The sequence below is a fragment of the Paenibacillus sp. BGI2013 genome (assembly GCF_002843485.1).
GTDB classification, from domain to species: Bacteria; Bacillota; Bacilli; order Paenibacillales; family Paenibacillaceae; genus Paenibacillus; species Paenibacillus amylolyticus.
The window spans coordinates 253313-269586 of the sequence record NZ_PJFA01000008.1 but is presented as its reverse complement, the minus strand read 5'-3'; the positions used below and the strand labels follow the sequence as shown (position 1 = coordinate 269586).

Annotated in this window: 13 protein-coding genes, 1 pseudogene and 1 CRISPR repeat array; of the genes and pseudogenes, 12 read left to right on the top strand and 2 right to left on the bottom strand. The window is 38.9% G+C overall.

Going from position 1 to position 16274, the window contains the following annotated elements:
• Nucleotides 1-673: 673 nt before the first annotated feature.
• Nucleotides 674-1783: direct repeats of the CRISPR family, unit length 33 nt; unit sequence GTCGCACTCTGTATGGAGTGCGTGGATTGAAAT.
• 675 nt (nt 1784-2458) lie between these two features.
• The 12 genes and pseudogenes from CXK86_RS20535 (at nt 2459) to CXK86_RS20485 (ending at nt 13946) form a co-directional block, all read left to right on the top strand.
• Nucleotides 2459-3256 (top strand): annotated as a pseudogene (locus CXK86_RS20535) (Rpn family recombination-promoting nuclease/putative transposase).
• Nucleotides 3257-3619: 363 nt separating this feature from the next.
• Nucleotides 3620-3874, top strand: a complete 255-nt coding sequence (locus CXK86_RS20530) for a hypothetical protein (RefSeq protein ID WP_100527977.1) — start codon at nt 3620-3622, stop codon at nt 3872-3874.
• Between the two features lie 74 nt (nt 3875-3948).
• Entirely contained in the window at nt 3949-5202 is a 1254-nt protein-coding gene (locus CXK86_RS20525; protein ID WP_100527978.1) for an S-layer homology domain-containing protein, read from the top strand.
• A gap of 1172 nt (nt 5203-6374) precedes the next feature.
• Nucleotides 6375-6695, top strand: coding sequence for a hypothetical protein (locus tag CXK86_RS20515; RefSeq protein ID WP_101314446.1), 321 nt, complete (start codon nt 6375-6377; stop codon nt 6693-6695).
• Between the two features lie 924 nt (nt 6696-7619).
• Nucleotides 7620-8582 carry a hypothetical protein gene (locus CXK86_RS20510; RefSeq protein WP_101314445.1) on the top strand — a complete coding sequence of 321 codons (963 nt, stop codon included), beginning with the start codon at nt 7620-7622 and terminating at the stop codon, nt 8580-8582.
• Complete coding sequence (locus tag CXK86_RS20505; RefSeq protein WP_373888074.1) at nt 8579-8725, top strand: zinc ribbon domain-containing protein; 147 nt, start codon at nt 8579-8581, stop codon at nt 8723-8725. The genes CXK86_RS20510 and CXK86_RS20505 overlap by 4 nt, the downstream gene beginning before the upstream one ends.
• Nucleotides 8726-8997: 272 nt before the next feature.
• Entirely contained in the window at nt 8998-9195 is a 198-nt protein-coding gene (locus CXK86_RS20500; protein ID WP_101314444.1) for a hypothetical protein, read from the top strand.
• Nucleotides 9196-9318: 123 nt separating this feature from the next.
• On the top strand, nt 9319-9639 hold the full coding sequence (locus tag CXK86_RS32225; RefSeq protein ID WP_180361827.1) for a zeta toxin family protein: 321 nt from the start codon (nt 9319-9321) through the stop codon (nt 9637-9639).
• A 1140-nt stretch (nt 9640-10779) separates the two neighbouring features.
• Complete coding sequence (locus tag CXK86_RS20495; RefSeq protein WP_101314443.1) at nt 10780-12051, top strand: chymotrypsin family serine protease; 1272 nt, start codon at nt 10780-10782, stop codon at nt 12049-12051.
• Between the two features lie 32 nt (nt 12052-12083).
• The gene (locus tag CXK86_RS20490; protein WP_165789924.1) at nt 12084-12428 is read left to right on the top strand and encodes a DUF3221 domain-containing protein; all 345 of its coding nucleotides are present in this window, start codon (nt 12084-12086) and stop codon (nt 12426-12428) included.
• A gap of 309 nt (nt 12429-12737) precedes the next feature.
• The gene (locus CXK86_RS33045; protein ID WP_144029821.1) at nt 12738-13064 is read left to right on the top strand and encodes a SpvB/TcaC N-terminal domain-containing protein; all 327 of its coding nucleotides are present in this window, start codon (nt 12738-12740) and stop codon (nt 13062-13064) included.
• Nucleotides 13065-13100: 36 nt separating this feature from the next.
• The gene (locus CXK86_RS20485) at nt 13101-13946 is read left to right on the top strand and encodes an Rpn family recombination-promoting nuclease/putative transposase (protein WP_100527985.1); all 846 of its coding nucleotides are present in this window, start codon (nt 13101-13103) and stop codon (nt 13944-13946) included.
• 451 nt (nt 13947-14397) lie between these two features.
• Here CXK86_RS20485 and CXK86_RS20480 read toward each other — a convergent pair whose 3' ends face one another.
• Complete coding sequence (locus CXK86_RS20480; protein WP_144029820.1) at nt 14398-15207, bottom strand: hypothetical protein; 810 nt, start codon at nt 15205-15207, stop codon at nt 14398-14400.
• A gap of 514 nt (nt 15208-15721) precedes the next feature.
• Entirely contained in the window at nt 15722-15850 is a 129-nt protein-coding gene (locus CXK86_RS32720; RefSeq protein WP_257467953.1) for a hypothetical protein, read from the bottom strand.
• Nucleotides 15851-16274: the final 424 nt, after the last annotated feature.

Below are 16274 nucleotides of genomic sequence, written 5' to 3'. Positions count from 1 at the left end.
CTCCTTACAGACTTCAGGAAGAAGCGTTCTTTGTATCTCAGAAAGGGCGCAGACTCTCCATAAGCCAGATACAGAAAATTGTCTATCTCACATTCGAAGCATTCTAGAAAGGCAATCCAAATGTTAGTGATATGAAACTTTCATGCCATAAATTAAGACATTCGTTCGCAATGAAAAGTGACGTAGATATACGATACGCACGTAAATGTTGATCAAAAGAGAAGCGCTATGGCAATCGTAAATGTTCCCTTGAACGCAATTGGGGCAGGCCAGCCATAAATAGGTTGATGCATGCATGAGATTTGCTTTATGCGCTTTGATTTTTGGTATAATGGAAGTGTATAGAGATTTGAGTGGCTGTTATGGAATTTCTTGATCCCCGAGTAGATTTTGTATTTAAAGTATCTTTAGCGTTAAAAATACCATTTTAAATCGAGTCCTAACTAAAGTGAGATCCACTACTTAAAGAGATCATTTTAACAGGTGCGAATGCCAAGTTCACATGATTTCCCTGGGGGATTCGCACCTCGAAATTTGTCGAAAAGGTCTTTATTGTGACCTTTTGGCAATGATTTATAGTTGAAAGTTTGTGATAACCGGTTTAAAGTAGTGGAAATATCGGAAATACGTTAATAGTTATTCTTCAAGCATAGTTATTACGTCACTTTTCGCTGTCGCACTCTGTATGGAGTGCGTGGATTGAAATTTTGAAGCTAAGATAACCGAATCTGAGAAAAAGCAGTCGCACTCTGTATGGAGTGCGTGGATTGAAATAATGCCACCGTCAGCGTCATATTTCAACTCGATCGGGTCGCACTCTGTATGGAGTGCGTGGATTGAAATCGTTAACCACAACTGAATATTCCCCAGAAACCTTGTCGCACTCTGTATGGAGTGCGTGGATTGAAATTCTTTAATTGATGCAGGCATGGGCGAAAACGTCAGTCGCACTCTGTATGGAGTGCGTGGATTGAAATACGATTGACCTTGAAAGAGACGGGGAAGTCCTGGGTCGCACTCTGTATGGAGTGCGTGGATTGAAATCCTTGTCCCATAAGGCTTTGGAGTCGTTATTAAGTCGCACTCTGTATGGAGTGCGTGGATTGAAATCGTGACGTGGAGATCCTCACGGCTGCCATGATGAAGTCGCACTCTGTATGGAGTGCGTGGATTGAAATGGTATACCGTTCGCCTCTGCTATCTCCGGCCAATTGTCGCACTCTGTATGGAGTGCGTGGATTGAAATTTGTTTATCTTCGCGGTTAGCGGCTTTCTTTACGTCGCACTCTGTATGGAGTGCGTGGATTGAAATCACCATAGGCTGATTGTTGCCGCCGATCATGTCTGTCGCACTCTGTATGGAGTGCGTGGATTGAAATCTGCAATGGTCACCCCGGTAAGAACACTAGCAGCGTCGCACTCTGTATGGAGTGCGTGGATTGAAATTTGATGGGGTTGGACGGCACACCGTCGGCTATCAGTCGCACTCTGTATGGAGTGCGTGGATTGAAATCGCGATGTAGCCGCTGAGACGGTCACAGAAGCCGGTCGCACTCTGTATGGAGTGCGTGGATTGAAATCATTGTCCCGTACCCCTCCCAAAATCTACTAAATGTCGCACTCTGTATGGAGTGCGTGGATTGAAATGCTGTTGCATGAAGGCTGCCCCCTTAATTTATACCGTCGCACTCCGTACGGAGTGCGTGGATTGAAATACGCGACATTCGTTTATCCCCCTATCAACTTTTGAGTCGCACTCCGTATGGAGTGCGTGGATTGAAATACCGAAATGCCCTGGCTGATCTTTTGACATCACCGTCGCACTCCGTTTGGAGTCAACCATCAGTTGCTTTATGTTTAGAGAGTATCCAAACTTTTATTGTTGCTGTTGTACCATTAAGAGATAGCCCTTATGCTACAGCCAAAGTCGATCCTTCAATGGATCGGCTTTATTTTATTGGAGCAATTTAGCGAGTAGAAGATGGAAGAAGATGCACATTCGACCCAACAAGCAGCCCAATTATTTGCTTCATTACAGCAAGGTTTAAAATGAGTCGCACAAAGAGTAGCTTTTTCTTTTACTCACAAAAAAAAGGAAACGAGAATGAACATCAGAATCGTGCCAATGCGCAGATTAATGTAACAGCCTATCCCGGGTAGACCTTCAGCCAGGCGATCTTGAGTATGAGAAGCTTCGCCTGGTATTGAACAGATTGGGTATGTGGAACCTGTCGTCTGGAATAAACAAGCGGGGAAGAAAGTCGGGCAGTAATCAGTGCACTGAATTAAAGCAAAGCCACAACAGATAAGCCAAGGATTCTATTGTTCCCTTGAACGCCATTGGCGAATAGAACCCTTATGCTGGACAGGCTTAAATAGGTTGATGCCTGTATGAAACTTGTTTTGAACGCTCAGATTTTTGGTATAATGGAAGTGGATATAGAACGGAGTTGCTGTTATGGAATTGCTTGATCCCAGAGTAGATTTTGTCTTCGAACTTATCTTTGGCAGTGAGAATAATAAAGATGTATTACTGGCATTTCTGAATCGAGTCCTTACTGAAGCGTGAGATCCACCACTTACAGAGATCATCCTCATGAATCCATACACGGACAAAGATGATCCGCTCGATAAGTAATCGATCTTTGATGTTTATGCTAAAACCTCAGAGTAAAAAACTGATTGATATTGAAATGCAGCTATTTAATAAGTACGACATTGAGAAAAGAACGTTGTTTTACTGGAGTAAACGATATTCCAGTCAATTTCATGAGGGAGAGAAGTATCAGGAATTGAAAAATGCGTCACAATTAATATCCTGAACTATGCTTTTTTAGCCAATGATAATTACCATAGTACTTTTCATCTTCGAGAAGACCGGACAGCTTTAACCCTAATTGATGATATCGAGATTCATTTTCTGGAATTACCTAACGTTATTCTATCACAAGGTGGTCTTGAGAACTGGTTGTTGTTTCTGAAGGGTGTGGATGCTACACATTGGGAGGTGCTGAAGATGAATGAACCAGGATTAGAGAAGGCTATGGATACCTTGCAATTTTTGAGCCAGGATTCCGAAGCGCGTCAGAAATATTTGCATGATGAAGCGTCGATGCTAGAAGGAGCTCGAAAAGCGGGTATCAAATCGGGTATCACAGAAGTGGCCAAAAATATGTTGGATTTGAATTTGGATATATCAACGATCGCTAAGGCAACTGGGCTCACTGAACAGGAGATCATTCAATTGAAAAGATAAGCCCTTTTTTTTAAGTCGCTAAAATAGCGGCTCTTTTTTATTTCAAGAATTCGTTCTTTACTGAGTTTTTATAGTGAACATTATTATGAAGTATATTAATAAGTTCAAATTAATATTCGGAACAAGCTTTTCTTTTTGGGGCGTATGGGATAATATACCTATATAAAACAAACGCATAGTGGCAATATTTTCTCATAACTGGGAAGTTTGATAGGTGTTTAGGATCTGTAAGTCCTATAAACAGTAGAAAACATAAGAACAAGGTAAAATCCATGTGAGAAGCAAGTACATACTAAAGTAGAGTTTTAAAAAGAAAAGTAGAAATTTTCTTTTATAGCATTAGCAGGAATAGTGACTACTAGCATGGTGGGTACAGAATCAGCCGTAGAAACAAGAGGAAAAGCAACTGTAGAAGTTTTACTGAATACGAAGATGATGAATTTCCCGGATGCAAAGCCGTTCCAGGATCGTCAAGGTATTGTGATAGTTGCAATTCGCTTCGTTTCGGAAACCTTAGGAGCAAAAATGTCCTACAGAATGAAGGCTTTAATAAAGCCAGTAAAGATCCTTCACAAGTATGGAACGGGATCTAAAGTACAAATGGTTGGATTCAATTAAAGGTTAACCCGAAAGAATACATAGCTTATCTCAGGAAAAACCAGTCTAATTTTTATCTATGGAGCGTGGAAACATTGAAAAAAGTAACTCAACTCTTATTAAGTGCTGTATTGATAATAGGTATATACCCATTCACCGAAAGCACAAGTCAGGCTGCAGTTACCTCATTTAAAGATGTACCTGCGAATCATTGGGCGAAAGCATCCATTGATGCCGCAGTAGATAAAGGTTATTTCAAAGGATATAGCAATGGGACATTTAAACCGGGTGCGACGGTTACGCGCGCAGAATTTGCAACATTGCTGTCCCGAGTGGCCAAAAGAACGGCGAAAACGGATCAGGCAAATGTGTTTAAGGATTTGACCGGCCACTGGAGTGAGGAAGAAGTGAATCGTGCAGTATCCCTGGGGTTCTTGAACTCTTCAGATTACCCGAATGGGTTTAAACCTAGCACCGCATTAACACGGGAAGAGATGGCGAAGTGGCTCAGTTCAGGCCTCGCTGCTAAAGATGAAGAGTACAAGCAAGCGCTGAAAGATACAGAAAACACGCTGGTTCCTGTAGCAGAATACTACAAGGGCGGATTGAAGAAATCAGCATATCCCTTCGTATCAGTAGTTCTGGGAACCGGATTAATGAGTGGCTATCCAGATGGCACCTTTGGTCCAGGCAAAACGACCACACGTGCAGAGGCAGCGGTTATTTTATCACGTTACGAGCAGATACAGGAGAATGAGGCAACTTCGTATAGAGATCTGAATGAGATGCGCGAAGTGGGATTGACTGGTACAAACCTAACTTCTGCTACGCCGTATGTTTATCTGAAATCAGAAGACGGTACAATTGCAAGCTTTGATCGCATCGTTGGTAAATCGGCCAAATTACGCAATAATTTGGGTACCATTATGCCGCATAGGATGATTGTTACCCATGCAAATTCTAAGAAAAGCGTTCTAAATCTTTATGGGAAGATGTTCATTGACAAGAATTACAGATATCCTATTAAACAGGAATTATATGAGGTTTTTATCGAAGTAACGGTAACTCCGAAGGGTGATAATTTAAGAAATCTAGCTTTCTACCAAGCTATAGCCGACGTTTTTACAACGGTAAACAACTTTGATAGTGGAACAGTAGAAGCTTATGGCATCAATAATCTGCCGGTTGAAGAGTACGTGGATTCTGGTTTTTTCAAAAAGGAAGTGCCACGAAAGTTCTGGATGCGGTTTGCGTTAGCTAAAACTTCAGATGGATCTTCCACAGGAACCTGGAAAACCTTCACCATAGACCAAAATACGAGTTCTTCTTTTAGTCTCCCACTAAGATAAGTCGAATGAAGAACTGCTACAGACTTAAACAAAAGCAGGGCGGACCGGGGGGAAGTAATGGTAAATCCATAGTAAGTGGTGAAGATGTTGCTTCGTTCATCAGCCAATTTAATTTAGTACGGGAAATGGAAGGTATACAAATTATTATAGGTTTGGAATGGAGTATTTCAAATCAATCTTAATCTATAGGTATATAGCAAATTACTATTTTTAACTTTGGAGGTCCTATGAACACTAAGCTTATCTAACTTTATTAATGGTATTATTGTTACTTTTCTCACAGGAGTAATGACCCCTTGGGACAGTGTTGTTTACGGTAGTGCCGTTGATTCGAATGCTGAGACAAAAGATAAAACTAACCTACAGTGGATACCTCACAATTATAGGATAAATGGAACAGGAAAACCTATAGTGAGGAAAACGACAGTCGATTACACTACAGGTTTATTTAAGAATGAGGATACTGTACTGGACTTCATAGACACCTCTTCTGAGTACTATTTCAAGTCCATTAGCGGGATGAACACGAAAAACCCTTTAATCACTTATGCGATATAAAAGGGCGGAGCTACAGAAAAACTTCTAAAGTATGATAGCTGTAAGAAAGTTGTTACTACCCTCGCAGATCGAAATATCAACGATGGAGCGATTGACGAAGTTTACCCAGATACAGGGATGTACGTCGTAGAGAAGGGAAGAAGAGAATACCTAGTTTATTCTTTAGCTACCAATAAACTGATACACAAAGCAAAAGAAAGACCCATGGAACACTCAAATATTTTTGTAACTAACTACTTGTACCACAATTACTTTGATCCAGAGTTGTCTATTGGAGCATTATATGTGGAAGCAGGTACGTAATATGATTCAAAAAATGAATATGTTTCTTACCCGGGAGAATATCCTTACGAGATCAAGGTTAATGGAAAAATAATAAAACTCCATACAACTAGAGAAAACGCCGCAGATGATTATGTTGACAAGAGAAAGTTCGCTCAATCAAGTCCAAATGGTAAGTATGTCGTACTCCAGGTGAACTTCATTGAAAACAATCGATCGGTCAAGGAACAGCAGAATACCGGGTTTTTGAAACTCAGACAGGGAAACGGGTTCGAACCATAACGATTAATACGACTGGATCATCTTCTGCCATTGATTACGGAGTCAGTTGGATGGGGGGCACGGATCATATCTTTCAATCTGGTCTTTTAAACCAAGGTGCCTACCGTGTCATCGGGAACGATCTAATGACACCTCGAAGATATGGTAATGTTGTTGACGATTTTACTGAACCTTATTATAGCTTTTCACTAAATGATTACTTGAGTATAAATGATCCTATTCCGGTGAGTTTCGAGGGGAAATACCTGAAGTATAGTGGTCAGGGAACGTTCAGTCAAACTGATCTAACTATGTACACACCTGTTTCGGAATTAATGGCTCTCTTAGGTGGAACCATTAGCAATAAAAACGGTAAGATTACCCTTACTTAACAAGAGAAGTCGTTTAATCTGAATCCCAAAAAATAAATCTTTTGGAAGAACCGCACCTATTATCCAATTAGATATGTTCTAACTGGCGTGGGATTAAAACTTTTTACTAAATCTAACAAACTAGCTTCCGAAGAGTGGAGAGAACTTCAGATTGTGAAGTAGTTTTCAAAGTGTATGTCGGAGGACTAGAACATAGTTTCTTTGAAGTCGGTAAATTAGCGGCTTTGTTATTTTGTCGGTACAAGTTCTTGTCCCGAGCCAAGTACAAGAACTTGTACCGATTGCCGGAATGGACAAGAACATAGTCCGATTACCGATTAGATGTACATCTAAACATTGATCACATGCACTTAAAGCTTTATTAAGTACCATAATACATGAAAATGTTCACAATATTATGTGACAACTGACAAGATGAGAGGTAAAACACGGTTGCTAGGTATTAAAAAGGCGAAACATCGGACTGAAAATAACTGCTGAGGACAAGAACATGTTCCTATTTCCGATTAGATATATACCTAACAATTCTCTGTCCTCTAATTGAGCGGGAACATGTTTGTTTAGAAGGCGGTTTTCCTGCAGTAGTAATCATTAAAGGGGATTCCCATGGTGAACCGAGAGGATATACCTATATTAAATGAGTATATAGCGGTAATATTCTTATTATAATCTGTTTTGTTAGTATTTAGGTCCTAAAATACCTATACATAGTAAAACACCGAAAATAAGTACATACGAACTTGAGGTAGTTAAGAAACTAGTTTTAACCGTATTAGTTAGATAGGATGTAAGGCTGATGGTTTCAGGAACAGAAACGTACGTACTAGAGCATTTGAATAGGAGGTCTCTTTAACAAAGAAATCGTTTGTAGAATCTATATTTAACTTGGTTGCTGAGTAGAAACCTAAATGATGGAGTAAAGGAATGAAAGAGATGAACAAATGGACGATGAAGGAAACATTGAAAGGAAAGACCTTTTCCATAATTATCCTAACGATTATTTTGACCATTGCAATCAATAAATTGGTCAATCGAATAATGACTCAAGAGGTGATTTTTGAGGGGGGGTTATACTCTTCTTATACAAACCATTTCTCACTTGGTATCTATGGTGTGATATTTGCAATCCCCGCTGGATTTATAAGTATTTTAGTTGTAAAGCTCTTTACGAATAAGATTAAAAGGCAGTCTAATCCCTTTGATTATGAAAAAAAATTCAAATGGCATAGTATGTATGGAACTGTTTGCGGATTTATTATTCTGTTTCTTCTACTTAATTTAACCAATACGTATGCATCTCAAATGCTAGTATCTGATGTATGGGATGGTTTCATACATCTAGCTATTTCATTCATTATTCCAATTGTCTTTGCTGTGATATCTGCAAAGTTGATCAACAAAGTTATGGTTCGTATAACAAATACAAACGGAAGATTGATTGAAGAGATAGAGGCAGGAAAATACGATAGAGAGATTCTAAGCCAGAGAGATAAAGCTAGAATGTTGAAGTTATTAAAAAAAGGAAGCGTATCTTCCTTGAAGGGAGGAATGATGCGGCTCAAAGTCATTGATTTTTTACTTTTGGTCGGTGGTACTATTGTATTCGTTCTGCTGTTAGTACTGGATAAGGTTGTCTCATTATTTAGTAATCCAAACCATGGTACCGGATGGAGTAATGGGGAAAGTAATTTACACGAAGAGAGAGAACGATTAAAAAGTAAGGCATATGATAACGCTGAGGAAAAACGGGAACAGGCCGATTTTTCAAAAAAAATGTTTGTAAAACAAGCTAATTATAACGTTAGGTATTCGCAATCAGAATGGAATCGAGCAGTTCGAGATGAAAGAGAATATCAAAGGGCAAAACGTGATGCAGATTCGTTATAGTTTGTCAGCTATGTTCATGTTGTGGTTACAAAAATGTGGAGGTAAAAAATCTGGCTTTGTGCGAATGGATGTGCCCATCCCTCCAGACCGTACATGATCGTGATCGAAATGCGGCCCTCAATCTACTGCAACTCGCCAACTAAATGGCATACATTGGGGGAGGAACTCCCCTGTAAGCTGAGGCAGTTGCACTATTGACCAAGAAGCACCCCACCTCTTAGGTAGAGTGTAGTTCACATATCGAGGGATAGGAGCTCCAAGTCAGAGCCAATAAGCTGAATGAACAAAAACTGTCTGGACAAATTAGTGAGAAAGATTTCTTGAGAATGGAAAAAGGCTTAGCTAAACTTGAAAAATGATCCGTCCATATAGTGTGAAACTTTTACGTACAATTGTTTAAGGAGGATATCTTCACATGAAACGTATGTCAATTTCTGAATTGAATGAAATTTTAGTAAAAGCAACATTCTCGGCCAGACAAGAGGCCAAAGGCAATGGTGTGCCCATTGTATATGAAGAAAATGAAAAAATGATCAAGGAATATCCGGATGGCAGAAAAACAGTGATCATATATGAAGAAAATGGTAACAAAAAGGAAATTGAATACCCGTGAGCAAACCCGTCATGACTGTTTTTGCTGGAACGAATGGAGCAGGGAAAAGCACACTAACTAGAACTTTAACGATCAGTTAGGAGAGGTTATTGATCCGGATGCCATTGCAAAAACTATCAATCCTTGTCTTCCGGAATCGGTTTCTCCATCAGCTGGAAGAGAAGCTATCAAACATTCAGTGAATGTATACAGAACGGAAAAAGCTTTTCCCTTGAAACAACGCTTGTCGGTAAAAATGCAATGCGGAAAATAGAACAAGCCAAAAAGGCAGGGTTTGAAATAAACCTGTATTACTTAGGTCTTAAAAACGTGGAGTATCACATCGAGCGAGTAGAAATGCGAGTAAGGAATGGTGGACATCATAATCCAGAAGATGATATCCGAAGACGATATGACCGATCGATCGCTCTTTTATTTTTGATAATACCTCAAAATTTAGATTAGTAATGGAGGTTGAAAGAGAATCAAACTTTTATCTCAAGATATTCCCCAGTGGGTTAAAGGTGCCTTTTTAAAAGGATCGGAGAAAGAACAAGATCACACTCGTGCGGACGAGATTACTCGCGAAGATATACAAAAACAGAAAACGAAAGGGCAAGATTTCGAACGATGATTAGAAACGGAAAAAGTTAGCAAATAAGCTACTTTAACTCCATACGATTGGAGTGGTACAATAGCATGAAAAGGGTCTATCTTAACTGATTCTCAAAGGATGTATATTTCATATACAACTGCAAACGGCAAGAGTTTTTATTGGAGACATATTAGTGACTTACCCAAGATAAGAAGAACTGTTGTGGACAGATTGATTGAACTGGGTAATACATTAAAAACAGTCGAACCAAGAGATTAGAATCGACTATAGTCAACAAGATCATTATTGATGTATAAAAACAACTGTGGTATTATATACTACATAAAGAAGACGGTGCGCTATACCGTCTCCCTGCACAATTATTGTTGAGTAGGGAATCCCATCTCCATTAATGATGACAAAGACGGAAATAACCCACACTTTTGGCGCGAACCTCAGAGTGGGTTATTTCTTCTTCTTATCTACATACGTTAGTACCGCAATTAGAAATGTTGCGAACATTATCACGTCTGAGAAGGAGAAGTTCATAGCGCTCACCTCCTTTCGGAGATAAGCTAACCGCACTCAAGGCAAATCATGCCATTTGATTATAGCATATAGGAAGCGTATTTTGAATCATAAAAATAAATTGGTGGTCGCGGCATACAATCTAGCTACTTTGCACATACATAGAAAACAGGGTGATTGAATCTGGAATAAAACGGATGAATTTATATGAATTATCAGCCAATGCCTAGACTCACTACTAAAGTGTCGAGGGACAAGAACATATTCCCATTAAAGTCGCTATTTTAGCGGCTTTTTTATTTTATCGGTACAAGTTCTTGTCCCGAGCCAAGGACAAGAACTTGTACCGATTGCCGAAATGAACAAGAACATGTTCCCATTCTCGATTAGATGAACCAATTTGAGTAAAAATATAAAAATAAATGCAACATTTTACTGAAAATTGCGTTTTATTTTATATACCTTATGAGAGGAGATAGTTTATGAACAAGCGCATTTTATCACTGATAGTAACCTTGCTAATGATTTCGTTAAGTATTTTTATTAGTACAGGTCAAGCGGCGGAGTCCATATCAAACGATAACATTAGAGTGCAAAGCAATGATCCAGGTCGTAAATGGGAGATACCTACCGCTACTAGTTTCACGAAGTCATTAGAAACTGAGGCAGAGGCAGTCACGGAACAATATCCTGAAGCCAGTCTACTTAACACAAATATATTGATTGATCGAGGTAACGTACAGCTAGAGTTAATGAGCAACTATAGCGATATTTATACTGGTGCATACACCGATGAAAACGGTAAGAATGTCATTCTTGTTACTGAGTTACCAAACGAATTAAAAAGTTCAGTAATGAGCACGAGTGTTTTTCCTCAAAATATTGAATATTTAATTGTAAAATATTCTTTAGAAGAACTGACTAAAGCAAAAGAATCATTATCTGGAAAAATGAAAGAGTTAGGGTTAGAAGCGGTTGGTATAAATCCTAAGTTGAACAAAGTTAATGTGTACATCTCACAAGAGCAGTACGATAATGCTAAGGAAGAGATACTAAACTATATCGATGAAGATATGGTGAGATGGGTAATAGGCGAGTTGAGCCTTCAAACACAAGCGTATAACTTGTTTCCCGGAGAAAAAATTGAACGAGGAACTGCTATTACTTCCCCGGCATGTAGTTTAGGTTTCAACGGTCGTGCCAATGGTAACAACGTCGGTGTTACTGCGGGGCATTGTGAGAATGGAACTTGGTATGACTTATCTGACGGTTCTAGCCCGATTGGTACAATGAACAATGCTGTATTTTCGGATACGTCTAAGTTCGATGCAGGTTATATAGTATACAACTCATCTGTAAATCCGAGCCATAATTTAAATGGTAATTCTTTAACGATAGGGACAACGGATTACTCTGGCCTATATCGTCAGGTTGGAGATAAGGTAAGAGTACACGGGTACAATTTGAATGGAAGTAGTTATCCTCTAGCTGAGATTGTTGACACTAGTTATGATATTAATGGTGGACCGACTGATATGATCATTACTGGACTTAGTGGTACACAGCTAGGAGATAGTGGAGGATTAGTATACAATGTCGTCAATAATGGTGTACGAAACTATGCAAGAATTGAAGGTACCCACACTGGTATAGTTAGACAAGGTGGAGTAGATACATGGCAAGCTTTTTCAAAATATAGTTATACAATTAGTTCGCTAGGTCTCTCGGGAGTTTACACCGATTCCTCCTATTGATGTTTTTATATTGCAAGTGGAAGGTGATGATCATGGCTAAACTAGTGAGTGGACTCACACTCGTTTTGTTGCTACTAGCCGTCGGCTGTAGTTCTCAAAATGAACTAACTCAATCAGATGCGGACATCAGCGGTACAATTATAGAAGTTAATGAACAAGATAATCAAATATTGATTGAACAAGATAACCCAGATGATCCTGCAACGAAACAAATTTGGATAAGTAAAGATGAGGATAGTGAAATAGTTATCGGTGGGGCAGCCGAGTCTAAATTTGCTAGTTCAATAAAAAATAAAAAAGCTGAAGTATGGATAAAAAATCTTATAGCCCAGTCATCACCTCCACAAGCTATAGCTGAAAAAGTCATTATTGAATAATAAAGGTTAAGGTAATTAATATCAAAGTCGCTACTTAGCGGCTTTTTTGTTTTAAGAACCAAATTTTTGTTCCAAGCTGAGTTCCGAGCCAAGAACAAGTAATTGATCAGGGGTTTTCTTAAAAGACAATTCCAAAGAGATAGAGAATCCCAAAACTAATGCCAATGGAATACTATCGCCAAGAACAGAGCTTGAATAAACTTTTCTCATCAATACCTGAAGCACCGTGAGCTGAAGCCACTCATCGTCATATACAAAGAGAACTTTCTCCCGATGGCTCCTTTATGATCCGATACTACCGCCCCAGTATTGAGGGCAAACGCCCAGATTGAAAGTGCACAGAACTTGCGAGAAGGAAAAGAATGGCGGGCTGTGACACGAGACAATTCCACGGTGTTCGGCTGGAGTGCATCCTCCAGAAGTTCCGATCCTGCGGGCGCTGCAAAGATATATGAATGGCTTCCGGAAAATACGTTCGATAATGTCAATATTAGCGTTTGTTCGACAAAAAGACTCCCCCGGGTCAGAATAATTGTTAATTCTGCTCATGGCGGAGAGGCAACACCCAAAGAGGAGAAAGAATGGAGAAAAAGACGTAAAGGGTGGTCTGTCTGGTGTGTGTCTAAGAACCTTTAAGCGTGATATACTATGAATGAATGGAGATGATTGCAGATGAATGAACTGCTTGACCCCCGAAATGATTTTTTATTCAAACGTATATTTGGCAGTGAAGAAAATCGGGATGTTCTGCTTGCCTTCTTGAACAAGACTTTTGTAGAGGCAGGTAGGCCGCCTTTGACAGAAATCATCTTGTTGAATCCATATACCGAGAAGGACACTCCTCGTGACAAGCAATCCATCCTTGATATACACGGAAGAACAGCGGAGGGCGAGCTCATCAACGTTGAAATGCAGTTATTCAATAAATATGATACTGAGAAGCGAACGATGTTTTACTGGAGCAAGCTATACAGCGGACAGCTTCAAGAGGGGCATTCTTATAAGATGCTGAAAAAATGCGTAACGATTAACATCCTGAACTATTCTTTTTTGCCCAATGATCAATATCATAACGTATTCCATCTGCGTGAAGACCGGAGTGGGATCTCGCTCATAGATGACATAGAACTGCATTTTCTGGAATTGCCCAAGCTTGGCGATCATGCGACTCCAGTAGAAAATGGTGGTTTGGTTAACTGGCTATTATTCTTAAAAGGTGTCGATAAATCCAATTGGGAGGTGCTGACGATGAACGAACCTGTATTAAAAAAAGCAATGGATACGTTGGAATTTCTTAGTCAGGATGCCGAATCCCGCCGATTATACGAGGACAGACAAAAGTATTTGCATGATGAAGCTTCTATGATTGAAGGGGCAAAGGAAGAAGGAGAGCGTAACAAAGCTACTGATGTTGCCAAGAAATTGATTAAATCAGGAGTAGATGTTGATATCATTGCTTCTTCTACCGGTCTGACAAAAGCAGAAGTGGAACGACTCATAAAACACCATAAAGTTTGATCATAAATGTTGCCGATGACATCTTAGTAAGGACATCTGAGCAACAGATAAGTAATAAAATGGATATAGTTCCTCCATTAGTAAAAACACTTTTCATTACTAACGTGGAACAATCTACGTGACAGAGCCTCGAACTTTTTCGAGGCTTATTTGCTGTGTTATGCAAATAGACCTAAAATCATGATAGGATAAGTAACAAAGACAAGAACTGTACCGATTGCCGGAATGGACAAGAACATGGTCTATTGCCGGTTAGGCGTATATCTAATCGTCATCTTACCCTTCAATTCATTAAACTAACGGGCAGGTTAGTTGGATTAAGAAATCTGCAGCAGCAGGTAAAATCTCCAAAAGCAATTAAACTGAAATTTTAAACGAAGAAACTACAAAGTTTAGACATATGTACAAAATCCTGATTTTGTGCAAGTATCTTAGTAGTGAAAAACTAACCTCAATTTTTAAAATCTATTTGACCGATTTCTGTCGGCTTATCTAACTCTTTATAGATGGTCTGATTCTCATATAGATTACTTCGTTTATAAAAACTAATGAGTCGATTCATCTCATCCTCAGACATGCCTGGTGTTCCAAGAGTCCCATAGATATGAGTTATTTTCTCTTGATAGAGAACACTCTCCTTGAAGTCTTCCCAAGTACAGTTTAAAGATTGGTAAACCTCTTCATTCCTTTCATCAATTGTATTATTGAGCATGGGGATAATCGCTAAGAGAAATGAAAGCATGCTGGTACCATGATTTATTCCTTCTTTATAGGAATTGATATAACCAATCTTTAGACCACCATCATTGATTGAGAATGTAATATGTGAGCGAGGATCGATGACTTTGAATTGTGAAAGATAGATGTAATTAATTGATGAAGGTTCAAATTCATCATAATAGAAATATGTACATGTGATTTCTTCATCTTTATCTAATTCAAATTTAAAAAATCTCTCATCGTTCACTTTGGCAAGTTTCCTCTTCAGTACTTTAATCATTTCTTTATATAAGCGGAGCTTCTCTTCCAAATGCTCTAATACTATACGTTTTCTGTCAAGAATATCTGCTTCTTTCTTTATAACTTCATTACAGCTTGAGGGTTTTAGAACACATACGCGTTGAGACTCCTCTATTCCATTTTGATTTATTTCGACCTTAATTGTATTTTCATTTAGGTTATAGTTTAATACCTCACTAATCGATTTGAAGCTGAGGAGATCATCCTTGATCTTCTTATACTCAGTCTCAACTTCATGCATTCTGGTCTCAATCCTACCATGGGCACTCTTTATTTTTCCCCTCTGATCAAATCGACAGGAATCCATACCTTCCTTAACACGACAATGTATGTGCTGTATATATTTTCTCAAATCTTACTCCTCTCTAGTGTTCTGAGTTCTGAGTAATGACTGCCACTGGTGGTGTTCTACTTTACAACGTTTGTGTTCGTTTAAAACTAACAACTCCAAAAGATGTCCATGCTTTTCCTGGATGTATACATCGTAGGCCCGTTGATCCCAATCACAATTCGGATCATTTTCTTTTCTCTGCTTCATTGTGGTAGTATGCAAACATCTCTTTTAGAAACGTTCTCGTTTGATCCAGCTAAATAAAACACGAGATTGAGATTTGATTCAATACAAATATCGTTCCATCTGTGGTCGTAAAATACAAATTACCTTCATTGGGTTAAGTGAGGGATTACTTATAAGGTCGTAACCATTGATTTCTGCGATTTCCACAACTTCATTAGCATTAACATGCTTATAACCGTCAAGCGTGATAAACATACACATCAAGAGCATTATTATATGTGTTGGAAGCTTCAAGACCACTACGGTGACCAACCGCTTCAATGTAGCTTGTGATTTTATCAACAGTCTGCTGGATGTATAATATCATACATCAGTCACCCCTTATTAAAGAAGGTTCCTCCACTTATTGCTCACACGTCTTGCAACCTGAAGCATTTGTCTACGACACACCAACAGATATTCGAATAATAAAATTATTGAGATCTTTGTATGTTAGATAGTTATTTAGCTCTTCTTCGCACATATTTTCTATTAATTCTAAGCCATTCGCTGTTATATGTTCTTGAATTCGTTTATATGTTGCTGGGAGAGACTCATACGACCCTGCGTGATCTAACACCATATAATTACCTGCTGGTTTTATAAACATACAACTGTCTCGAATCAAGTGCATGCGACATTTGTTTAGAAGGAGCTATTGAGATAACGAGTTCCGCTCTCACTGAGCTAAAGCTGGAACCTGTAATAGAAATGTGTGAGCAAGAGTATTAAATTGCAACACCACTTGAACA